The organism is Bartonella koehlerae C-29 (assembly GCF_000706625.1).
In the GTDB taxonomy this organism is placed as follows: Bacteria; Pseudomonadota; Alphaproteobacteria; order Rhizobiales; family Rhizobiaceae; genus Bartonella; species Bartonella koehlerae.
On sequence record NZ_KL407334.1, the window covers coordinates 924,309 to 947,712 of the forward strand.

The following is a 23,404-nucleotide window of genomic DNA, read 5'->3' on the forward strand; positions in this document are numbered from 1 at the left end:
GGAAGCAAGTATGTCTATTGATATTTTGATGCCTGCACTTTCACCAACTATGGAAGAAGGTAAATTATCTAAATGGTTCAAGAAAGAAGGCGATAAAGTTAGTTCTGGTGATATAATTGCTGAAATTGAGACTGATAAAGCAGTGATGGAAGTAGAGGCTCTCGATGAAGGTATTCTTGGTAGAATTTGTGTGCTTGAAGGCACTGAAGGGGTGAGAGTTAACACCGTTATTGCAGTATTGTTAGAAGAAGGTGAAACTATTGAGAATATTTCGCAGACTACAAATTCTTTAAATATGCATCAAAAGAATGGGGGCACGTCTTCCTCTTTTTCTTCATCAGTGCCACGGCCTCCTATTCTGGTTACTCTTCCTGATTTTGATATTCCAGAGGGGACAAAAATGGTTACGATGACAGTGCGTGAAGCGCTTAATCAGGCTATTGCTGAGGAGATGCGGCGTGATGAAATGGTTTTCCTGTTGGGGGAAGAAGTAGCGCAATATCAAGGTGCTTATAAGGTTAGCCAAGGTTTATTGGAGGAATTTGGTACACGCCGGGTTATTGATACACCAATTACAGAACATGGTTTTGCAGGATTGGCTATTGGTGCTGCTTTTGGAGGACTGCGTCCCATTGTTGAGTTTATGACATTTAATTTTGCTATGCAGGCAATTGACCAAATTATCAATTCCGCAGCGAAGACCCGTTATATGTCTGGTGGGCAAATGACCGCTCCTATGGTTTTTCGAGGTCCCAATGGGGCTGCTGCACGTGTTGGCGCTCAGCATTCTCAGTGTTATGCTGCCTGGTATAGTCATGTTCCAGGTCTTAAAGTTGTTATGCCTTACAGTGCTGCCGATGCAAAAGGTTTGCTAAAAGCTGCTATTCGTGATGACAATCCCGTTATTTTTCTTGAAAATGAGATTTTGTATGGTTATCAATTTGATGTTCCACAAATAGATGATTTTGTTTTACCTATTGGGAAAGCGCGTATTCATAAATCTGGACAAGATGTGACGATTGTTGCGTGTGGGATTGGCATGCATTATGCAGTTCAAGCATTTCCAGAAATTGAAAAACTTGGTATTGACGTTGAATTGATTGATTTACGGACCATTCGTCCGATGGATCTTCCAACAATTGTTTCTTCAGTTAAAAGAACAGGTCGTTTGGTAACAATTGAAGAGGGATATCCGCAGTCATCTGTTGGGACTGAGATAGCAACGCGCGTTATGCAGCAGGCTTTTGATTATCTTGATGCTCCAGTTGTTACAATTGCTGGCAAAGACGTTCCAATGCCTTATGCTGCAAATCTTGAAAAATTGGCTTTGCCTAATACCGCTGAAATTGTTGAAGCCGTTAAGGCTGTAACGTATAAAGCATAACGGAGGAAAGCACTATGCCCATTAAGATTACAATGCCTGCACTTTCTCCAACAATGGAAGAAGGAAATTTGTCAAAATGGAATATTAAGGAGGGGGATAAGGTTTTCTCTGGTGATGTAATTGCTGAAATTGAGACAGATAAAGCGACAATGGAAGTAGAGGCGGTTGATGAGGGAATCGTTGCTAAGATTGTTGTTCCTGCAGGAACACAAGGTGTTAAAGTGAATAGTTTAATTGTTGTTTTAGCAGAAGAAGGGGAAGACTTAGCTGAGGCTGCAAAGGTTGCAGAAGAAACTCCTTCCTTTTTTGCAATAAAAGAATCAGAGGGAGCAAAACAGATAGATTCAAAGGTAGCACAGATTTCTCATATATCATCAGTCCAACAAGTTATGCAGCAAGATAAAAAGGGGATGCGTCTTTTTGCTTCTCCTTTGGCGCGGAGATTGGCAACTCAAGCTGGTCTCAATTTATCACTTGTTTCTGGAAGTGGTCCTCATGGGCGTATTATCAAACGTGATGTAGAAAAAGCCATGAGTGGTAGTGTTTTAACGGCTTCTTATTCTTCACAAATTGAACAATCGGTAGTGGCAAGTACTTCTGACAAACAGATACTGCAACTCTTTAAAGAGAATGAATATACATTCATACCCCATAGTAATATGCGTAAAACAATCGCCAAACGTTTGGTGGAATCAAAGCAAAGAATTCCACATTTCTATGTAACGCTCGATTGTGAACTCGATGCATTAGTGGAGTTGCGTGCGCAATTGAATGCTGCTGCACCAATAATTAAAATGCAAGAAGGCTCTAAGCCTGCTTATAAGCTTTCCGTTAACGATATGATTATTAAAGCTGCAGCACTTTCTTTGCTGGCAGTTCCCGATGCTAATGTTTCTTGGCTTGAAGGTGGAATACTTCATCACAAACATTGTGATGTTGGGGTAGCTGTTTCTGTTGAGAATGGGTTAATTACACCAATTGTTCGCCATGCAGAGAAAAAATCTTTATCGATTATTTCTAATGAGATGAAAGATCTTGCAAAGCGTGCACGTGAGCGCAAGCTGAAAATGGAAGAATATCAGGGGGGAACAACAGTTGTATCGAATATAGGGATGTATGGTGTGAAAAGTTTTTCTGCTATTCTTAATCCGCCGCATGCGACAATTTTTGCTATTGGTGCAGGTGAGCAACGTGCTGTTGTTAAAAATGGTGCATTAGCGGTTGCGACAATTATGTCGGTTACACTTTCTGCTGATCATCGTGCTGTTGACGGTGCGTTAGCAGCAGAGCTTGCGCGGACTTTTAAGAAGATGATTGAAAATCCATTAACAATGCTCATTTGAGCTGTTTAAAAAATGCTTCACGTAAAGTGTGTGTGAGTGTGGTATGCTAATATGAGAACAGTGGATTTAAGGAGTTTGAAGGGTGATATTGTTACCACTTCTGATTGAGTAAAGGCATTTATGTGAAGCTTAGAATAAAAGTCATCAGAAAATTCTGTTATATTTTTGGTCTTAAGCTCAAAGAGTGCATATCCATGGAGGAATTACTGTGGCGAATCTTTATGATGTAATTGTGATCGGATCGGGTCCTGGCGGATATGTAACCGCAATTCGTGCGGCGCAATGTGGCTTCAAAACTGCGATTGTTGAACGTGAACATCTAGGTGGGATTTGCTTAAATTGGGGTTGTATTCCAACAAAGGCGCTTTTACGTTCAGCGGAAATGAAGCGTTTTGCTGAAAATCTGAAAGATTATGGTTTAAAGCTCAACGGTTCAATTGAAGCCAATATCAAAGATGTTGTGGCACGTTCGCGTACAGTTTCAGCGCGTTTAAATGCTGGTGTTGGTTTTTTGATGAAAAAAAACAAAATCGATATTATTTGGGGTGAAGCAGAGCTTACCAAGAAGGTGAAAGGGAACCAGCTTGTGGAAATTATGGTTTCGTCGTCTTCCAAACCGATTATGCAACCACAAAATCCAGTACCGAAAGGAACGTTAGGAGAAGGGACTTATCAAGCAAAGCACGTAATTATTGCAACAGGTGCGCGTCCTCGTACCCTTCCTGGTATTGAGCCAGATGGGAATCTCATTTGGACTTATTTTGATGCTATGACTCCCCATGCAATGCCGAAATCGCTTTTGGTTATGGGGTCTGGTGCAATTGGTATTGAATTTGCCTCTTTTTACCATGATATGGGTGCTAAGGTAACCGTTGTTGAAGTGATGCCTCACATCATGCCTGCTGAAGATATTGAAATTTCAACATTTGCTCGTAAACAGTTAGAGAAAAAAGGCATTCGCATTCTTAGTCAAGCAAAAGTAACAAAGGTTGAAAAAGCTTCCAATTCTGTTACTGCATCTATTGATGTTAAGGGTAAGAAAGAAACAATTATAGTGGATCGGTTGATTTCAGCTGTTGGGGTTCAGGGTAATATTGAGAATCTTGGATTAGAAGCTTTGGGTATTAAAACCAATCGTGGGTGCGTTGTAACTGATGAGTGGAGTTGGACAGGTGTAGAGGGTATTTATGCTATTGGTGATGTAGCTGGTCCACCTATGTTGGCACATAAAGCAGAAGAAGAAGGTGTGATATGCATTGAACGTCTTGCGGGGTTGGAGAGTGTTCATCCTCTTGATAAAAGGAAAATTCCAGGCTGTACATATTGTACACCGCAGGTCGCTTCTGTAGGGCTTTCAGAAGCGGCGGCAAAAGAAGCAGGCTATGATATACGTGTTGGTCGTTATTCATTTTCAGCGAATGGCAAAGCTATTGCTTTGGGTGAAGATCAGGGATTAGTGAAAACTATTTTTGATAAAAAAACAGGACAGCTTCTTGGTGCACATATGGTAGGGGCAGAGGTAACAGAATTGATTCAAGGTTTTGTCATTGCTATAAATCTTGAAACAACCGAGGAAGAATTGATACGTACTGTCTTTCCACATCCGACATTATCGGAAATGATGAAAGAAAGTGTATTGGATGCTTATGGTCAAGTTTTAAATGCTTAATAACTGGATTGTATGAAAAGTTTTGTGTTTAATTTTTCATTGGCATTTTATATTGATGAGGCAAAGGCTTAGATGGTTACGGTTGTTGATAGAATTACGAATAGACGTTTGCGTCATCCTGAAAAGGCACATCGTCCGGATACAAGCGTTCAAAAAAAACCGGATTGGATTCGTGTAAAAGCACCAACATCACAAGTTTATAAAGAAACGCATGGTATTGTACGTGCTCATAAATTAGTAACCGTATGTGAAGAAGCAGGTTGTCCAAATATTGGTGAATGTTGGAGCCAACGTCATGCCAGCTTTATGATTTTGGGTGAAATATGTACGCGGGCATGTGCGTTTTGCAATGTTGCAACAGGTATTCCATGTGCTGTTGATGAGAACGAGCCAGAACGTGTGGCAGATGCTGTTGCACGGATGAAATTAAAACATATCGTCATTACATCAGTTGATCGTGATGACCTTTCTGATGGTGGTGCTGAGCATTTTGCGAAGGTTATTTATGCGATTCGTCAAAAAGCTCCAAAAACAACAATTGAAGTTCTCACACCTGATTTTCGCCATAAGGATGGTGCTTTAGAAATTGTTGTTACTGCTAAACCTGATGTTTTTAATCATAATTTAGAAACAGTTCCTTCTAAATATTTAAAGGTTCGCCCAGGAGCACGTTATTTTCATTCGATTCGGTTATTACAACGTGTTAAAGAACTTGATCCGACAATCTTTACAAAATCAGGCATTATGGTTGGTCTTGGAGAAGAAAGAAACGAAATTCTCCAATTGATGGATGATTTGCGCTCTGCTGATGTTGACTTTATGACAATTGGGCAATATTTGCAACCTACGCGAAAGCATCATCCAGTTATTCGTTTTGTGCCTCCTGAAGAATTTGAGTCTTTTGCTAAAATTGGTAAAGTGAAAGGTTTTTTACATATGGCTTCTAGTCCTCTGACACGTTCATCTCATCATGCAGGTGATGATTTTGCAATTTTGCAAAAAGCACGTGATAAAAAATTTGCTTTACAGAGATAGTTATGCCGACTTTTACAACACATCGGCAAATTTCCCATAGTGCCCGTGAAATGTTTGATCTTGTTGCAGATATTAAACGCTATCCTGAATTCTTACCGATGTGTGAGGCTTTAATAGTCCGTTCTTGCAAGGAATGTGAGGGGAAGACATTGCTTCTTGCTGACATGACAGTTGGCTATAAACTTGTCCGAGAAACTTTCACAACTCAAGTATTTCTTCAACCGAAGGAAAAACTCATAGAGGTTAAATACATTGATGGCCCATTCAAATATCTTGAAAATCGTTGGGCTTTTCATCATACTGAGAAGAGCAATGTTTGTAATATAGAATTTTTTATTGATTATGAATTTAAAAGTAAAATGCTAGGGTTGGTAATGGGCTCAATGTTTGATATTGCTTTTTATAAATTTACCGATGCTTTTGAAAGGCGTGCTCATAGGATTTATGGTGCTCCGGTAACATAATTTGTTCAGTTAAATTTATGATACCTGTCGTATGTCATGGGACGGTGTTTGTAGTGATGTGTCATCTTGAAATCAGATGGAGAGAATATCATTGCAGAGATTCCAAGATCATTTTCAAAGCATTTTCAACAGTTGCATGACGAATAGCCTTGCGATCAAGATTACCAAAGCGCATTTCTGTGTGCAGGGTTTTATGATTTTTATAAATAACTGCGAAATGCACAAGTCCTAAAGGTTTATCGAAACATGCTCCCCCTGGTCCTGCAATTCCTGTGACAGAGACTGCAATTTCAGCTTGTGAATATTTTAATCCACCTTCGGCCATTGCAAGAACAACTTCTTTTGAAACGGCACCATAGGTTTTTATAAGTTCAGCGCGTACGCCAACAAGGCGAGTTTTAGCTTCATTTGAATAAACAACGAATCCACAATCGAATACATCGGATGACCCTGCAATATTGGTTAGATTTGCAGCAATGAGCCCTCCTGTGCAGGATTCGACAGTTGTTAAAAGCAAACCTTTTTGGCGACAAGCTGTAAGGACTTTATGTGCTTGTTTTTCACAAAAACATGTCATTTAGGAATTTCTCCTGGATAAAGGACGTTTGCTGTTGCAAAAGCTGCAATGCCTTCACCACGACCAATAAATCCAAGCTTTTCATTTGTTGTGGCTTTTATGGAGATTCGATCGGATGAAATTGTGAGTATATTCATAAGATTTTCTATCATTGTATGACGATAAAGGCTGATTTTAGGTTCTTCAGCGATTAATGTAATATCAACATTGGCAATACGCCCACCTGCTTGTTTAACAATACTAAGAGCATGACGTAGAAAAAAATCTGAAGATGCATTTTGCCACTGAGGATTAGAGGGGGGAAAATGTGTGCCAATATCTCCTGCTCCTTGAGTAGCGAGAAGAGCATCTGTAAGTGCATGAAGAGCAACATCAGCATCAGAGTGTCCATTTAATTTTTTATGAAAAGGGATTTTTATGCCACATAATACAAGAGCAGTTCCTTCTTCAAAAGAATGAACATCATAACCATTGCCGGTACGGATATCAGGGAACATTTGCATTTTTTTCTGGAGATATAAATGTGCGGTATTAAAATCTTCGTGCCATGTAATTTTTATGTTGTTAGGGTCTCCAGGAATGGTACGCATAGAAATTCCAAACCATTCAGCAATTGCAGAATCGTCGGTGAATTCTTTTTTGCAAGCTTGTATTGCTTTTTCATGGGCTGCTAAGATACGTTCAAAAGGAAAACACTGTGGAGTTTGTGCACTATAAAGATGTGTGCGTGGAATTGTTTCTAAAACATGGTGTGTGCTATTGACACGTTTGAGAGTATCAGAGACGGCGAGAACGGGAAGAACGCCTTCTTGATGATTGATGGTAGTATGGATTTGCTCAAGGAGCTTGTTTTCGATAAAAGGGCGTGCACCATCATGAATATGCACATATTTAGGCTTAAATTTTTTAAGTGCTTGAAGTCCACGTAAGGTAGATTTTTGACGTGTATTTCCTCCTTCAATGATGATGAGCTGTTCTTTAAAGTCAGCAATAGCTTGTTCACAGATTTGACGGTCTTCTGGATGAATAACAAGGATAATCGTTGTTATCGCTGGGTTTTGACAAAAACAACGCACAGTATGGCAAATAACCGGCTCTTGTCCTAGAAGTCGGTATTGTTTTGGTTTTTTGGGAAGAGATCTTGCTCTTTTACCGCGTCCAGCGGCTAATATAATTGCTGCAATAGAAATGATTGATTTTCCTTATGTATTACTTAGTTGCTTTTCGCATGATTTGAGTTGGTTGTTCCACGATTATCAATCTTTAATTGATTTCGAAAGGAGGGGCGTTGCAGATCAGCAAGAGATATCACGGATAATACATCAAAAAAAGCATTTAATGCTTTTTGAAGTGCGGTATTTAAATTACAAAAATCGATCAATGGGCAATTAGATTTTGCAGTATCAAAACATTCTGCCATGGAAAAATTATCTTCTGTTACTTTCACAACATCGGCCACCGAAATCTCTGCTGCAGGTTTAGCCAATTTAACGCCACCATTGCGTCCTCGTACTGTTTTTATAAAACCTGCTTCAACAAGTGGTTGAAGAATTTTAAATAAAAAAAGCTCAGAAACGGCATATGCTTTGGCAATTTCTGGAATACGGCTTAGAGATTCCTGATTATCTGCACAATACATGAGAATTCGGAGGGCATAATTTGTCTGTTTTGTTAACCGCATCTCATCTCCTCTGTAAAATATTACCGAAAGCGCTTTATTTTAAACATATTTTGGAAAATGTAGAAGTTCTTTATTGGCTATATTTTAAATGTAGTATTGTCAATTTTTGTCACAAGAGGTTATATGGAGACAATGGGATAAGGTAGAGTATAAGTTAATTATGAATACAACATCTGTGGCGACTCTCCAAGACATAGAACAAAGTACTTATAACGATGAACTGTATCGCTTAAGTAAGGTATATATCTTTTTAGGTATCACAATTATTGTGTTGGCTTTATTAACAGCGTCTGTTTCATTTATTATTCTTATTGGGTTAACCCCTATTGTTCCCAGTAGAGCTGTAACTCTTATTCTTATAGGGATTAATAGTGTTTGGGTTTTGGGGCTGGTGATCATTGTTTTTTACGAGATGACACCTATCATTCGTACGTGGCGGTCAAGGCGTGCAGGATCTCGTCTTCACGTGCGTCTTATTTCATTGTTTGCACTTGTTGCAACAATGCCAGCTGTTGCAGTTGCTCTTGTATCAGGACCTGCTCTGAATTTAGGTCTTGATCGATGGTTTGATACGACAACGCGGCAAATTGTAGGTTCTTCTATTGATTTAGCGAATGCTTACGCCGATGAAATGCTGCAAAATTTGAAAAATTTATCTTACGCTATGGCTTTTGCACTCGATAACAAAAAGCTTTTGGAGCGTAATCCAGCTGAATATCGGATGCAATTGACACGTCATGCTATAGGACGTAATCTGCGTGGTGCATTTTTGTTAAGTTCTAGTGGAACTGTTTTTATATCGAGCGATCTTGGTGATGAGGATAAACTGCCTATCCCCCCTTCCAACCTTATCGAGCGAGCAAGTAGCACAAGACTTTTTTCCTTTCAACCGGGAGTTCATGATTATTTTGGCATTATTTTAAAATTTACCAATATTCCAAACACATTTTTGTATCTAGTGCGTGACGTTGATAAAGACGTTTTGTCTGCTTTGCGTTTGACAGAAGTTAATACAGACCGTTATCGTGATTTAAATGAAAATCGACTGCTAACGCAAATCGCATTTGGTATGCTTTATTTGTGTCTTTTTTTTAGTTTATTCTTGTCGGCTATTTGGGCTGGTATTGCTGTTGCTGATCGCTTGGTGCGTCCTATTCGCCTTCTTATTAGTGCTGCTGATGATGTAGCTTCTGGGAATATGGAGATCTTTGTGCCAGTCCGTGCGAGGGATGGGGATATTGGGCAGTTAGCAAAAACTTTTAATTACATGGTCAGTGAACTAAAAAGTCGACGCAATGAGCTAATTGCAGTTCGTGATCAAATTGATGAGAGACGACGTTTTTCTGAAGCTGTTTTGTCTGGTGTAACAGCGGGTGTAGCTGGAATCGATGATAATGGGAGTATTACAATTATCAATCGGTCTATTGAAACGATGTTTAATATTCGCTCTGAGCAAGTTATCGGACACAGTCTTTTATCGTTAAGTACTGAAATTGATCAAGTTTTTCAGTTTGCGCGTTCATTAGGTCGTAAAAATCATTGTGAGCAGGTAACTTTAAGTGTTTCCGGACAAGAACGCGTTTGTAATGTGCAAATTACGATGGAAGAAGATGACGGACAGGGTCAATCCTGGGTTTTAACGATTGATGATATTACAGATCTTGTTGAAGCACAACGTTCATCGGCATGGGCAGATATTGCACGCCGTATTGCACACGAAATTAAAAATCCACTTACACCTATTCAATTATCAGCTGAACGTATTCGTAAACGTTACAACAAAGTTATTACACAGGATCGAGAAGTTTTTGAGCGGTGTATCGATACGATTATTCGACAAGTTGGAGATATTGGGCGTATGGTTGACGAGTTTTCTTCTTTTGCGCGCATGCCCAAACCGCAAATGAATACTTTAGATATACGTGGATTACTGCGTGAAGCATGTTTCTTGATAGAAGTTACGCGACATGATATTCATTTTGAGAAAGACTTAGGAAGTGCACCACTTATGGGCGCATTTGACAACCGTCTTATTGTGCAAGCTTTTTGCAATGTTATCAAAAACGCGAGCGAATCTATAGACTCAGTCATGCGAGAGGAGAGTATTCACGGACATATTCTTGTACGTTCCTATCATCAAGAAGGATCTGTAGTTGTGGATGTTGTTGATAACGGTAAAGGGCTTCCTAAAGAGCAAAGGCAAAAATTATTAGAACCCTATATCACAACGCGGGAAAAGGGTACAGGGCTTGGGTTAGCCATTGTGCGCAAAGTTATTGAAGATCATGGTGGTTACATGGAATTGCATGATGCACCAAAAAGCTTTTATGAAGGTCGTGGAGCGATGATCCGTTTGATATTTCCGGCGGATGGGGCTAAGCAGAGTAATGTTGCACAAGCCATAAATCATAAGATAGGGGAATAAGATGGTATCAGATATTTTAATTGTCGATGATGAGGCGGATATTCGTGAACTTATTGCTGGTATTTTAGATGATGAAGGCTATGAAACACGTGTTGCGTGTAACTCTGATGAAGCATTGGCACAAATTAGTGAGCGTATTCCAAAGCTCATTTTTTTAGATATTTGGTTGCAAGGAAGTCGTCTCGATGGACTAGCACTGCTTGATGAAATTAAAACGCGATATCCCAATCTTCCAGTGGTTATGATCTCTGGTCATGGTACTATTGAGACAGCTGTTTCTGCGATAAAACGAGGAGCGTATGATTTCATTGAAAAACCTTTTAAAGCTGATCGGCTTGTCTTGGTTGCAGAACGAACTCTTGAAAATTCAAATTTAAAACGTGAGCTTTTAGAATTACGAAAGCGCTCAAATGAGACATTGGAACTGCTTGGAACATCGACTGCTATAAAACATTTGCGCCAAATCATAGAAAAAGTAGCGCCGACCAATAGTCGCATCATGATTACAGGTCCTTCGGGTGCTGGAAAAGAGATGGTAGCACGTGCTATTCACGCACTTTCAACGCGTTCGAATGGGCCATTTGTTACAATAAATGCTGCAACGATCACTCCGGAAAGAATGGAAATAGAATTGTTTGGCAGCGAAATGGAGGGGGGAGAACGTAAGATTGGTGCGTTAGAGGAAGCCCATGGTGGAATATTATATCTTGATGAAATTGCTGATATGCCACGTGAGACTCAAGGTAAGATTCTTCGGGTGTTAACGGGGCAGGCATTTGAAAGAATTGGTGGTACAAAACGTGTCAAAGTAGATGTTCGTATTATTTCTTCAACAGCACAAAATCTTGAAAATCTCATTTCTGATGGGCGCTTTAGAGAAGATCTTTTCCATCGTCTTTCAGTCGTTCCTATTGCTGTTCCACCGCTTTCAGCACGTCGTGAAGACATTCCAGAACTTGTCCGCCATTTTGTTAAAACAATATCGCAGCAAGTTGGTATTAAACCGCGTGAAATTAGTGAGGATGTAATGGCTATTTTGCAAACACATGCTTGGCCGGGTAATGTACGGCAGCTACGCAACAATATTGAGCGTCTTCTTATTCTTGTACGTGATGGTGATGATCCAATAACAACAGAGTTTCTTCCTAGTGAAGTGAGCGATTCTTTACCGCGCCTTCAAATGGATACAGATGAGAGTATAATAGATTTACCATTACGTGAAGCACGAGAATTGTTTGAAAAGAAGTATTTAGAGGCGCAGATTAGGCGTTTGGGTGGAAATATATCGCGTACAGCTGAATTTATAGGTATGGAACGTTCAGCTTTACATCGTAAGCTTAAGGCACTTGGAGTTTCATAGATTATGCGTGTTATTATTTGCGGGGCGGGACAGGTCGGATATGGGATAGCAGAGCGTCTTGCTGCTGAAAATCATGATGTCACTGTTATTGATATTGAAGCGAGATTGATTGAAAAAATTCGTGATACGTTGGATGTTAGAGGTTTTGTTGGTCATGGTTCTTGTCCTGAGGTCCTTTTGGCTGCTGATGCAGACAAAGCTGATATGTTGATTGCAGTAACTTTATTTGATGAAGTCAATATGGTGACTTGTCAGGTGGCACATTCATTGTTCAATGTTCCAACAAAAATTGCACGTATTCGTTCACAATCCTATTTAGAACCACGTTATAAGATGCTTTTTGCTCGAGAAAATATTCCCATTGATGTAGTTATTTCGCCAGAAATTGAAGTTGGAGAAATGGTTCTGCGTCGTATTGCTCTACCTGGTGCAATAGATGTTCTTTATTTTTGTAACGATGATATTGTTGCGTTAGCCTTGGAATGTATGGAAGATTGCCCAGTTATTAATACACCTTTGCGTCAGTTAACGGAGCTTTTTCCGGATCTTCGCACGACGGTTACTGCTATTAAGCGAGGCTCAGAATTATTGATAGCTCATTCAGAGACACAATTACAGTTTGGCGACATCACCTATCTTGTTGCTGCTCGTGATCAGATGCGTCGTGCAGTTGGGCTTTTTGGTCATAAAGAACAAGATGCACACCGCATGATTATTGCAGGAGGAGGTCACATAGGTCTTTATGTTGCTCAAGCTATTGAAAAGCGCCTCCATAAATTAAGGTTAAAAATTATAGAATCGAAAAGAGAGAGAGCGCTAACAATTGCTGATCAACTCGAAAAAACAACCGTTTTATATGGTAATGTATTAGATCCAGTTATTCTTCAAGATGCTGGAATTGATCAGGCCGATTTAATGATTACATTGACCAATCAAGATCAGGTCAATCTTTTGAGTGCTATTATTGCTAAGAGACTGGGATGCAAAGCCAATATGGTGTTGATCAATAATGTTGCTTATCAGGAATTTAGCCGTGCAGTTGGTGTGGATGCATATCTTAATCCACATAGTGTTACGATATCGAGAATTTTACAACAAATGCGTCGTGGGCGTATTCGTGCTGTTCATTCAGTTTTTAATGGTCAGGCAGAAATCATTGAGGCTGAAGTGATGCAAACTTCCTCATTGGTTGGTAAGTCATTGTCAGAGCTAGGGTTATCAGACGGTTTAAGGATTGGTGCGATTTATCGCAATAAGACAATAATCCAGCTTTCAGCAGATACGCGTATTTTGCCTGGAGATCGGATCGTGATTTTTGCTCTTGCTGAATGTGTTCGTGATGTTGAACAACTTTTTCGCGTAAGTTTGGAATATTTTTGATATATTGCTTATGGATATTTGCACTTTTTGATATAGGGAAAAATTGAGATTAATTGATAAATTTTGTTTGTCTTCAATGGTAAAAAACTGGGCAGCGTGTTAAGCTTTTTAGCTATGATAAAGTAGAAAATTTATCTTCTGGTATTGAATTGCATGAAACCGAATCGATTCTACCACGTTCGGCAATTTACCGCCTTGATCCCAATTTTTCTGGTAGTAGATTAGGGTGTACAATTGTTCAGTTTTTGGATTTTTTCGTGTTATGTTGATGAAATATCAACAGATTGTTTGGTTGGATACAGATGTTTACCTGGTTAAACAGTTTCATCCGGATGCGAATAAAGTTTTGTTTGCAAAAGAAAATACTTTAAAGGTAGGTATTTCTGCACTTTATTTTACACCCGATATCCTATTATAAAGGTGTTTAAAGATTATTGGACAGGTGCAGAAATTATTCCTAAGTGGTTTGGGTTTAAACGTCGTATTTGGAAGCCATTTGAGTTAAAGAGGAAAAAATGCCTATTTTACAGGCAAATCTTGGAGTTACAATCTTTGGAAATGATGGTATTTCGCGATTGGCTAAACGGTATAGTTTTTTTCATGAAGCAAAGAAAAAAGAAACTTTTTATTATTGGATGGGGCAAAAAAATGAATATATTTTTGATTCAGTTTTTTCTGTTGAGCCGCTTGCAGATCCATGTTTTATAGAATTTCATATCCACAGAAAGGCAAAGACCACTCAAAAACTTCAGGAAGGCAGCTTTTACCATTAGGCAGTATCTCGCATTCGTGGTGCTTATGATTTGTTCAGTTAGAGTTGTTATTGCTATTTTAACCATTGGGATTTTAATTTTGCCTGAGAGAACGTTGATTGCGGCTTGCGTAAGAGACTAGTGTTAGCCTATGGATAAAAGCGTTAAGCGTGTGAAGAGTGATTGTTATATAAACGGAAGTGTAAATATGAGTGATCCAATAAAAACAGCATTAAGTCTTGTTCCTATGGTTATTGAACAAACTAATCGGGGCGAACGAGCCTATGATATTTTTTCTCGTCTTTTAAAAGAACGGATTATTTTTATTAATGGTTCCGTTGAAGATGGTATGGCGATGCTTGTTTGTGCACAATTGCTTTTTTTGGAAGCGGAAAATCCTAAGAAAGAGATTAGTCTTTATATAAATTCGCCAGGTGGTGTAGTAACATCTGGTATGGCAATTTATGATACTATGCAGTTTATTCGCCCTCCTGTTTCTACGCTTTGCATGGGGCAAGCAGCATCTATGGGATCATTACTTTTAACGGCTGGAGCGAAAGGTCATCGTTTTACTTTACCCAATGCACGTATTATGGTGCATCAGCCATCTGGTGGTTTTCAAGGTCAGGCTTCAGATATTGAACGGCATGCGCAAGATATTATAAAGATGAAGCGGCGTTTAAATGAAATTTATGTTCAACATACAGGTCAGGATTATGAGGTTATTGAAAGAACGCTTGATCGTGATCATTTTATGACAGCAGAAGAAGCTAAGCAATTTGGTTTGGTTGATGACGTTATACAATGTCGTACAGAAACTGAAAAAGAAGAAAAAGATTAAGAGTTTTTATAGAAAAAGCCGCTAATTTAATAAAGAGTTTTGTAAAAAATATCGCGACAATAAGAAAAAAACATCTAAAGATATTGAGACATGCATGGTTTTTATATGTCTTTGTATTTTTTCATTATGAAAAACTTCCTTTTAAAAGGCGAAGTATTCATATATCGTGGTGAAAGGAAAGAGAAATGAGCAAACTTGGCAATAGCGGGAACGAATCAAAAAATACTCTCTATTGCTCGTTCTGCGGCAAAAGTCAGCATGAGGTGCGTAAGCTTATTGCAGGACCTACTGTATTCATCTGTGATGAATGTGTAGAGCTTTGCATGGATATTATTCGTGAAGAAAATAAATCTTCTGGGATTAAAGCGCGTGATGGTGTTCCTACTCCACAGGAAATTATAACAGTTCTCGATGATTACGTTATTGGTCAGCAGCATGCAAAGCGTGTTCTTTCTGTTGCTGTCCATAATCATTATAAACGGCTTGCACATCAGTCTAAAAGCAATGATATTGAGTTAGCAAAGTCGAACATTCTTCTTGTTGGTCCAACGGGGTGTGGTAAGACGTATCTAGCACAAACATTGGCCCGTATTATTGATGTTCCTTTTACGATGGCAGATGCGACCACTTTAACTGAAGCAGGCTATGTAGGTGAAGATGTTGAAAATATTATTCTAAAGCTTCTTCAAGCTGCTGACTATAATGTTGAACGTGCACAACGTGGTATCGTGTATATTGATGAGGTTGATAAGATTTCTCGTAAGGCTGATAATCCTTCTATTACAAGAGATGTTTCGGGAGAAGGTGTTCAGCAAGCGTTGTTAAAAATTATGGAAGGAACAATTGCTTCTGTTCCTCCTCAGGGTGGACGTAAGCACCCACAGCAAGAATTTCTTCAGGTAGATACGACAAATATTTTATTTATTTGTGGAGGGGCTTTTGCTGGTTTAGAGCGGATTATTTCGGGACGTGGTGAAAAAACTTCCATCGGTTTTTCTGCTACTGTTACAGCGCCTGATGAGCGTTGTGTTGGTGAGATTTTTCGTGACTTAGAGCCTGAAGATCTTATAAAATTCGGTTTGATACCAGAGTTTATTGGTCGGCTTCCCATTGTAGCAACGTTAGAGGATTTGGATATTAATGCGCTTGTTCAAATTTTGTCACAACCCAAAAATGCGTTGGTAAAGCAATATCAGCGTCTTTTTGAGATGGAAAATGTCGAATTAGCATTTCATGAAGATGCTTTGCGAGTTATTGCCAAGAAGGCGATTGAGCGTAAAACTGGTGCACGTGGTTTACGCTCTATTATGGAGAAGATACTTCTTGAGACGATGTTTGAACTTCCGACTCTTGAAGGCGTTCAAAAAGTGGTTATTTCGAGTGATGTAGTTGATGGGAAAGCGCGTCCTCTTTACATTTACTCAGAACGTACAGAAGATAAAGAAAATGTATCGGCATGATGTTGTGCCATATGAGAAGTAGGAATAAATATCATTTGAGGATGGATGTTTCTGGATATTATAGTCATAATGCTTGATTTATATGTTCACAGTCCCCACTTCATGTATTATGGAGAACTGGGTCTTTTCTAATGGTAGGCTTGTGTAGCGGATAGATCATAGGCTCCAGAAAGGAGAATTATGCAATATATTGATGAAAAGACAGATGGAGTAAGAGGAGAAATTTATGCTGTTTTACCTCTTCGTGATATCGTTGTCTTCCCACATATGATTGTTCCACTTTTTGTAGGCCGAGAAAAATCAATTCGAGCTCTCGAAGAAACAATGGCGGTTGATAAGCAAATATTATTAGTGACGCAAAAAAATGCTTCTGATGATAATCCAAAATCGGAAGATATTTATGATATTGGTACATTTGCTAATATTCTGCAACTTTTAAAGCTTCCTGATGGAACTGTAAAGGTTTTGGTTGAGGGGATTGCACGTGCAAGAATTAGCCAATTTATTACGAATGAAAATTACCATCAGGCTTTTGCAACTCTTACAGAAGAGTCTAGAGAGAATGATGTTGAGATTGAAGCTTTTTCACGGTCGGTGGTTGCTTATTTTGAAAATTATGTAAAGCTTAATAAAAAGATTTCTCCTGAAGTGGTCAGTGCTATTGGCCAGATTGATAATCCTTCTAAGCTTGCCGATACTATTGCTTCGCATTTGATGATTAAACTTTCAGAAAAGCAAGAAATATTAGCGCTATTACCTGTACGTGATCGCCTTGAACGTGTTCTTTCTTTCATGGAAGGAGAGATTTCTGTTTTGCAGATTGAGAAGCGTATTCGTTCACATGTTAAACGGCAAATGGAAAAAAACCAACGGGAATATTATCTCAATGAGCAGATGAAGGCTATTCAGAAAGAGTTAGGATCAGGTGATGATAGCCGCGATGAGCTCTCTGAGTTAGAAGAACGCATTACGAAGACAAAATTTTCGAAGGAAGCGCGCGAAAAGGCTGGAGCAGAATTAAGAAAATTAAGGAATATGTCTCCTATGTCTGCAGAGGCAACAGTTGTGCGTAATTATCTTGATTGGTTATTAGCAATGCCTTGGGGCAAAAAGTCGAAAATTAAAAACAATTTAAACTTTGCTGAAAAGGTCATGAATAATGAACATTTTGGTCTTGAAAAAGTTAAGGAGCGAATTATTGAATATTTAGCAGTACAAAGTCGGGCATCAAAAATAAAAGGTCCTATTATTTGTTTGCTAGGTCCTCCTGGTGTAGGGAAAACATCACTTGCTCGCTCTATTGCAAAAGCGACGGGGCGTGAGTACGTTCGTATCTCCTTGGGAGGTGTGCGGGATGAAGCAGAAATTCGTGGACATCGCCGGACATATATTGGCTCTATGCCTGGAAAAATTATCCAGTCTATGAAAAAATCTAAAAAATCTAATCCGCTTTTCTTGCTTGATGAAATTGATAAAATGGGGCAAGATTTTCGTGGTGATCCTTCATCAGCTTTATTGGAAGTGCTTGATCCTGAACAAAATGGTACTTTTATTGATCATTATTTGGAAGTCGAGTATGATCTTTCAGATGTCATGTTTATTACAACTGCCAATACCCTGAATATTCCAGGACCATTAATGGATCGGATGGAAATTATTCGTATTGCAGGTTATACTGAATGTGAAAAAATGGAGATTGTTAAGCAGCATCTTTTACCAAAAGCATTGAAGGATCATTGTTTAACTAAAAAAGAGTTCAGCGTTTCTGATGGCGCTATAAGATCAATGATACAATTTTATACACGTGAGGCAGGTGTTCGTAACCTTGAACGTGAATTAATGAAGGTAGCACGTAAATCAGTTACCAAAATTCTTAAAACGCAGCGAAAATCTATAAAAGTTACGGAAAATAATATTAATGACTTCTTGGGTGTTAAACGTTATCGCTATAACCAGATTGAAGGTGAAAATCAAATTGGTATTGTGACTGGCCTTGCTTGGACCGAAGTTGGAGGAGAGTTATTGACCATTGAAGGTGTTATGATGTCCGGTAAAGGCAAGATGACTGTAACTGGAAATTTGCGTGATATCATGAAAGAATCAATTTCAGCGGCAGCATCTTATGTACGTTTTCGTGCCGTTGATTTTGGTATTGAACCCCCACTTTTTGATAAACGTGATATCCATGTTCATGTTCCAGAAGGCGCTACACCAAAAGATGGGCCATCAGCTGGAGTTGCAATGGTGACGGCAATTGTTTCGGTACTAACAGGGATAGCTGTGCATAAAGATATTGCGATGACTGGTGAAATTACTTTACGCGGGCGTGTTTTACCGATTGGCGGATTGAAAGAAAAGCTTCTTGCAGCTCTTCGAGGGGGTATAAAGAAAGTACTCATTCCTGAAGAAAATGCAAAAGATTTAATTGATATTCCCGATGATGTCAAAAATAATATGGAGATTATTCCAGTAAGCCATGTGAGTGAAGTTCTTAGACACGCTTTGGTTCGTTTCCCTGAACCTATTGGATGGACGGATCCTTCTACGGTATCTGTTCCTATCAGGACAGAAAACGAAACTGAAGGAATACAGATTGCACACTGATTCACTTTCCGTTTTTTACTGCATTTTAAAGGCAGCAGAAGGCATTTTCGTGGTTATTTTTCTGTTTATTTTGAAAAAAAATAAAAAAATCCGTGAATAACTGTGATTATTGCTAAAAAAACAATGTTTTGGATAAAAATAAGGCTTCTGTTTACTGTACTTTTCAATAAACTGGCCGATGACACGGTTAAGTTGTGTTATCTGGTAATATAGGGAAAGGAAATATTCTATGAATAAAAGTGAATTGGTTAGCTCCGTTGCTGAAAAAGCAGGTGTTTCGAAAGCGCAGGCTGGCTCTGTTGTTGATGCTTTTATCGCTTCTGTAACAGAAGCTTTGGCTTCAGGAGGAGATGTTCGTCTTCCAGGTTTTGGTTCTTTTGAAGTTTCTCATCGTGCTGCCACAAAGGGGCGTAATCCTTCAACTGGCGCTGAAATTAATATTCCAGCGCGTTCTGTGCCAAAATTTTCTGCAGGGAAAAGTCTTAAAGAAGCTGTTAACAAACAATAGGTCACATCGCACTAAAAAACCCGGTTTATTTATAAGCGGGGTTTTCTAGAAATGTTGTTGTATGCTTTTCATACGAAGTTTTGTAGCATGTCTTTGCTTCAACTGTTTCAATGTTTTTAAAAGATGTTTTTAGAGTTTACAGAAAGTATTCGATGTGGAAATGTATCTTTATTACAACATTTTCAAATAAAATATTTGACTGTGAGAGTTGATATCCACTGTAAATAAAGGAGAGAGCTTAGCTTTGTGTCACAAGATAACACCAAACTTTCTCTAAATAGCAGAAAATTATGGCATTAATTAAGATTCTTGCTAGTGTGTGGGCTTTTTAGTGTCTATTTGGCTGCATTTACTATTGCAACATATTTCCTATCATATTTCATGTTTATGCTTGAAGTGTCTTTGAAAACTGTTTTTAAAAATGGTTGTTTTTCATAAGAAAAGATTTGAAGCTTCCACACTATATAATAAATGATAACTTATATATTGAGTGTTTATTGGTTAAGAAAGTCGCAAAGTAAACAAGTTTTTTGTTGTTTTTGAGGGAGGATAATGGCGTTTCTCTAACAAATTAGGAAAAAAGAGTTATCTATATCATGAAAATTAAAGACAACAATTGGTTGCTGGTGTTTGATCTAGAGTCTTTTTTCTTTGTAATTTGTTAGCCACTGAATGCAAGTATCTAGAGCTCTGGCAGTTATCGCTTGTTTTTTTGCTATTTTTTTTTCTTTACTTAGTAAGCGTTTTTCTGAGTAAGAAGCAGAAGCAATAGGAGGGAAAAGTCCAAAATTGATGTTCATTGGTTGAAAAGATTTTTTTCTTGTTTCTTCATCTACGATATGTCCATTGGTAATATAGTTCAAAAGAGCTCCCAATGCTGTGGTTAATGGTGGTAGGCAAGGGCAATTATGGTGATATTCAGCAGCGGCAAAACGTCCAGCGAGAAGCCCTATTGCGGATGATTCTACATATCCTTCACATCCGGTAATTTGTCCAGCAAAGCGCAGTCCGGGTTTTTGTTTTAGACGAAGAGTTTGATCAAGAATGATTGGTGAGTTGAGATAGGTGTTACGGTGAAGTCCACCAAAACGGGCGAACTCTGCGTTCTCAAGACCAGGAATCATTCTAAAAATACGAACTTGTTCACTATATTTCAGTTTTGTTTGAAAGCCTACCATATTATAAAGGGTTCCAAGCTTGTTGTCTTGGCGTAATTGGACAATGGCGTAAGCTTTAACCGTGGGATTATGAGCATTGGTTAAACCGATAGGTTTCATGGGACCATGCCTGAGGGTTTCAAGTCCGCGTTCAGCCATAACTTCGATTGGTAAGCATCCATCAAAATAGGATGGTTTTTCAAAGTCGCGGAATTCTGTTTTTTCCGCATTTTTCAACGCTTGAACAAACGCTTCATATTGTTCTTTATTAAGAGGACAATTAAGATAATCCTTTCCTGTTCCCTCAGGACCGGTTTTATCATAGCGCGATTGATACCAACAAATATCCATATTAATAGTATCGGTATAGATAATAGGTGCGATAGCATCAAAAAAAGAGAGAGATTCTGTTCCGGTTATCGTTTGGATTGCTTTAGCGAGTTTTGGTGAGGTAAGGGGGCCCGTTGCAATAATAATGTGAGGCCAATTCTCAGGAATCTCTTGAATTTCTTCACGCTTTATCGTTATAAGAGGATGGTTTTCAAGTGTTGCAGTAACGGTTTTTGAAAATCCATCACGATCAACGGCAAGCGCGCTTCCTGCTGGTACCTTATTGGTATCTGCAGCCTTCATAATCAAAGATTTTGCTAATCGCATTTCAGTATGGAGGAGGCCTACAGCATTTGTTGAGGAATCATCAGAACGGAATGAGTTTGAACACACCAGTTCGGCAAGTTGATCGGTTTTATGGGCATCTGATTTTTTTTGAGGTCGCATTTCATGCAAAATAACTGGAATTCCTGATTGAGCGATTTGCCAGCTTGCTTCACACCCAGCAAGACCGCCACCTATAATATGAATTGAAGTACTGAACTTATTTAGCATAATTTACTTTTAGCGGAAGCTGTTTTATCTGAAAAGTATAGATTTTTGTTTTTGTAATTTTGTAAGGATATACGTATTTGGTTTTTTGAATATATTTGTTTGCTTTTTTTCTTTAATTAATGGTATAGAAACGCCGCTTGTATAAGGTTAGTAGTTTGTAAGTTTGAGCGGATGTGGCGAAATTGGTAGACGCACCAGATTTAGGTTCTGGCGGGAGACCGTGGGGGTTCGAGTCCCTCCATCCGCACCAAAGGAATTTTTAGGCACTATGAACATCTGTGTGTCTGAAATTCTGTTTCGTGGTGATTTAACACTCAAGTGTTAGAATGTAGTTATTATCAGAGTAGGGTTATCCCTTTCTTTAGGAAGAATGAAGGTTGTTGAATGCAGGTTACCGAGACGCTTAATGAAGGACTGAAGCGCGAAATTAAGATCGTGGTTCCGGCGAGAAATTTAGAAGAGAAATTGAATGAACGGTTGGATAATACCAAGGATAAAATCAAACTTAATGGTTTCCGTCCCGGTAAGGTACCAGCTGGATATCTACGAAAGATGTACGGTAAGTCTTTTATGGCGGAGATTCTCAATGAGATTGTCAGTGATGCGCCTCGTTCTATTTTAGCTGAGCGCAATGAACGCTCGGCCATGCAGCCACAAATTGATATAGAGGAAGATGAAAAGATTCTAGATGGCAAAAGCGATTTTATTTTTAGTTTAAAATATGAAGTTTTGCCAAAATTTAAAATTAAAGACTTTGAACATATTGAAATCATCCGTGAAATTGCGGCTGTTCCTGAACAAGAGATTGATGATCAAGTAAAGCGCGTACTTTCTTCTACGCGTAATTATTCTCTAAAAGATGGCCCTTCTGAGGAAGGTGATCGTGTTACGATAGATTATTTTGGTAAACTTGAGGGAGTTCCATTTGAAGGTGGAGCAGATAGTGATGCGCAATTGATTCTAGGATCGAAACAATTTATTCCGGGTTTTGAAGAACAATTAGTTGGTGTAAAAACAGGTGATACAAAAACAATTTTTGTTAAGTTTCCTAACAATTACAGTGCAGTTCATTTGGCTGGTAAGGATGCAGAATTTGATATTACCGTTAAAGCTGTCTGCAAATCAGACGAGCTACAAATTGATGATGAAGCGGCACAAAAAGTTGGTTTGGAATCTTTAGAACGCTTGCGTGAAGTTGTTCGTGGGCAGATTGAAAGCCAATATGGTTTAATGACACGTCAAAAAATTAAACGTCAAATTCTTGATGCTTTAGATGCTGATTATAATTTTGAGATTCCTGAAGGACTTTTAGAAATTGAATTTAACAATATATGGGCGCAGGTTAATGATGATTTAAAAAAGGCTGGGCGCAGTTTTGAAGATGAAGGCGTTACAGAGGGACAGGCATGGGAAGAATATCGTGTGCTTGCACAGCGCCGTGTTCGTCTTGGTTTGGTACTTTCTGAAATTGGAATGAATATTGGTGTTGAAGTAAGTGAAGATGAGTTAAAAGCAGCAGTTTTTGATAAAGTTCGCCAGTATCCTGGACAAGAGAAAGAAATTATGGACTTTTTCCGTAATACTCCGGAAGCTGTTGCAAATCTGCGTGCTCCAATTTTTGAGGAAAAAGTTATTGATCATTTGTTGGCACGGATAAAGATCACAGATAAAGAAGTGACAGTTGAAGAGCTTATGAAGGAATATGATGAAACAGATTTAGCGGAAAGAAAACCGGTAAAGAAAAAGTCTGCAGTGAAAGAAAAAGCTGCAGAGAAAGTTTCAACTAAGAAAAAGACACCTAAAAAAGGTTAATATTTACACCAATAAAACAAGCCCGACTTCATCGGGCTTGTTTTATAAGATTTATATTCTAGGCTTG

General features: G+C 38.7%; 17 protein-coding genes, 1 tRNA gene and 1 pseudogene. 15 read left to right on the plus strand and 4 right to left on the minus strand.

Annotation, left to right across the window (positions count from 1 at the left end; translation table 11 throughout):
• Positions 1-10: 10 nt before the first annotated feature.
• The 5 genes from O9A_RS03905 to O9A_RS03925 all read left to right on the plus strand — a co-directional run bounded on the left by O9A_RS03905 (position 11) and on the right by O9A_RS03925 (position 5,895).
• Positions 11-1,384 carry a pyruvate dehydrogenase complex E1 component subunit beta gene (locus O9A_RS03905; RefSeq protein ID WP_034458981.1) on the plus strand — a complete coding sequence of 458 codons (1,374 nt, stop codon included), beginning with the start codon at positions 11-13 and terminating at the stop codon, positions 1,382-1,384.
• A gap of 14 nt (positions 1,385-1,398) precedes the next feature.
• The gene (locus O9A_RS03910; protein WP_034458983.1) at positions 1,399-2,727 is read left to right on the plus strand and encodes a pyruvate dehydrogenase complex dihydrolipoamide acetyltransferase; all 1,329 of its coding nucleotides are present in this window, start codon (positions 1,399-1,401) and stop codon (positions 2,725-2,727) included.
• Positions 2,728-2,935: 208 nt separating this feature from the next.
• Positions 2,936-4,396, plus strand: coding sequence for a dihydrolipoyl dehydrogenase (gene lpdA / locus O9A_RS03915; RefSeq protein ID WP_034458985.1), 1,461 nt, complete (start codon positions 2,936-2,938; stop codon positions 4,394-4,396).
• A 72-nt stretch (positions 4,397-4,468) separates the two neighbouring features.
• On the plus strand, positions 4,469-5,431 hold the full coding sequence (gene lipA, locus O9A_RS03920) for a lipoyl synthase (protein ID WP_034458987.1): 963 nt from the start codon (positions 4,469-4,471) through the stop codon (positions 5,429-5,431).
• Between the two features lie 2 nt (positions 5,432-5,433).
• A complete protein-coding gene (locus tag O9A_RS03925; RefSeq protein WP_034458989.1) occupies positions 5,434-5,895 on the plus strand; it encodes a type II toxin-antitoxin system RatA family toxin in 462 nt (153 codons plus the stop codon).
• A gap of 88 nt (positions 5,896-5,983) precedes the next feature.
• Here O9A_RS03925 and O9A_RS03930 read toward each other — a convergent pair whose 3' ends face one another.
• Genes O9A_RS03930 through rirA form a run of 3 tightly spaced genes read right to left on the minus strand, consistent with a single transcriptional unit; the run spans position 5,984 to position 8,153 of the window.
• Complete coding sequence (locus tag O9A_RS03930) at positions 5,984-6,472, minus strand: CinA family protein (RefSeq protein ID WP_034458991.1); 489 nt, start codon at positions 6,470-6,472, stop codon at positions 5,984-5,986.
• Positions 6,469-7,662 carry a bifunctional 2-C-methyl-D-erythritol 4-phosphate cytidylyltransferase/2-C-methyl-D-erythritol 2,4-cyclodiphosphate synthase gene (locus tag O9A_RS03935; RefSeq protein ID WP_195890928.1) on the minus strand — a complete coding sequence of 398 codons (1,194 nt, stop codon included), beginning with the start codon at positions 7,660-7,662 and terminating at the stop codon, positions 6,469-6,471. The genes O9A_RS03930 and O9A_RS03935 overlap by 4 nt, the downstream gene beginning before the upstream one ends.
• A gap of 23 nt (positions 7,663-7,685) precedes the next feature.
• Positions 7,686-8,153 (minus strand): iron-responsive transcriptional regulator RirA, encoded by a 468-nt coding sequence (gene rirA / locus O9A_RS03940; RefSeq protein WP_034458994.1) that lies wholly within the window; start codon positions 8,151-8,153, stop codon positions 7,686-7,688.
• 160 nt (positions 8,154-8,313) lie between these two features.
• Between rirA and O9A_RS03945 the strand changes: the two genes are divergently transcribed.
• The 8 genes and pseudogenes from O9A_RS03945 to O9A_RS03980 all read left to right on the plus strand — a co-directional run bounded on the left by O9A_RS03945 (position 8,314) and on the right by O9A_RS03980 (position 19,483).
• Positions 8,314-10,578, plus strand: a complete 2,265-nt coding sequence (locus O9A_RS03945) for a sensor histidine kinase NtrY-like (RefSeq protein WP_034458996.1) — start codon at positions 8,314-8,316, stop codon at positions 10,576-10,578.
• A 1-nt stretch (position 10,579) separates the two neighbouring features.
• Positions 10,580-11,938: a nitrogen assimilation response regulator NtrX gene (ntrX, locus tag O9A_RS03950; protein WP_034458998.1), complete on the plus strand. Its 1,359-nt coding sequence runs from the start codon at positions 10,580-10,582 to the stop codon at positions 11,936-11,938.
• Positions 11,939-11,941: 3 nt separating this feature from the next.
• On the plus strand, positions 11,942-13,318 hold the full coding sequence (gene trkA / locus O9A_RS03955) for a Trk system potassium transporter TrkA (protein ID WP_034459000.1): 1,377 nt from the start codon (positions 11,942-11,944) through the stop codon (positions 13,316-13,318).
• A gap of 76 nt (positions 13,319-13,394) precedes the next feature.
• Positions 13,395-14,091, plus strand: a pseudogene (locus tag O9A_RS03960) (hypothetical protein).
• A gap of 187 nt (positions 14,092-14,278) precedes the next feature.
• Positions 14,279-14,911, plus strand: coding sequence for an ATP-dependent Clp endopeptidase proteolytic subunit ClpP (gene clpP / locus O9A_RS03965; protein ID WP_034460192.1), 633 nt, complete (start codon positions 14,279-14,281; stop codon positions 14,909-14,911).
• Between the two features lie 185 nt (positions 14,912-15,096).
• On the plus strand, positions 15,097-16,371 hold the full coding sequence (gene clpX, locus O9A_RS03970; RefSeq protein WP_034459002.1) for an ATP-dependent Clp protease ATP-binding subunit ClpX: 1,275 nt from the start codon (positions 15,097-15,099) through the stop codon (positions 16,369-16,371).
• 180 nt (positions 16,372-16,551) lie between these two features.
• Entirely contained in the window at positions 16,552-18,975 is a 2,424-nt protein-coding gene (gene lon / locus O9A_RS03975; protein WP_034459004.1) for an endopeptidase La, read from the plus strand.
• A gap of 229 nt (positions 18,976-19,204) precedes the next feature.
• Entirely contained in the window at positions 19,205-19,483 is a 279-nt protein-coding gene (locus O9A_RS03980; RefSeq protein WP_034459006.1) for an HU family DNA-binding protein, read from the plus strand.
• A gap of 635 nt (positions 19,484-20,118) precedes the next feature.
• On the opposite strand, the gene trmFO is transcribed toward O9A_RS03980, so the two are convergent.
• Positions 20,119-21,525 carry a methylenetetrahydrofolate--tRNA-(uracil(54)-C(5))-methyltransferase (FADH(2)-oxidizing) TrmFO gene (trmFO, locus tag O9A_RS03985; protein WP_034459008.1) on the minus strand — a complete coding sequence of 469 codons (1,407 nt, stop codon included), beginning with the start codon at positions 21,523-21,525 and terminating at the stop codon, positions 20,119-20,121.
• A gap of 167 nt (positions 21,526-21,692) precedes the next feature.
• On the opposite strand from trmFO, the gene O9A_RS03990 reads away from it, so the two are divergent.
• Positions 21,693-21,775, plus strand: a tRNA-Leu gene (locus tag O9A_RS03990).
• A 134-nt stretch (positions 21,776-21,909) separates the two neighbouring features.
• The gene (tig, locus tag O9A_RS03995; RefSeq protein WP_034459010.1) at positions 21,910-23,337 is read left to right on the plus strand and encodes a trigger factor; all 1,428 of its coding nucleotides are present in this window, start codon (positions 21,910-21,912) and stop codon (positions 23,335-23,337) included.
• The last annotated feature ends 67 nt before the right edge of the window (positions 23,338-23,404 follow it).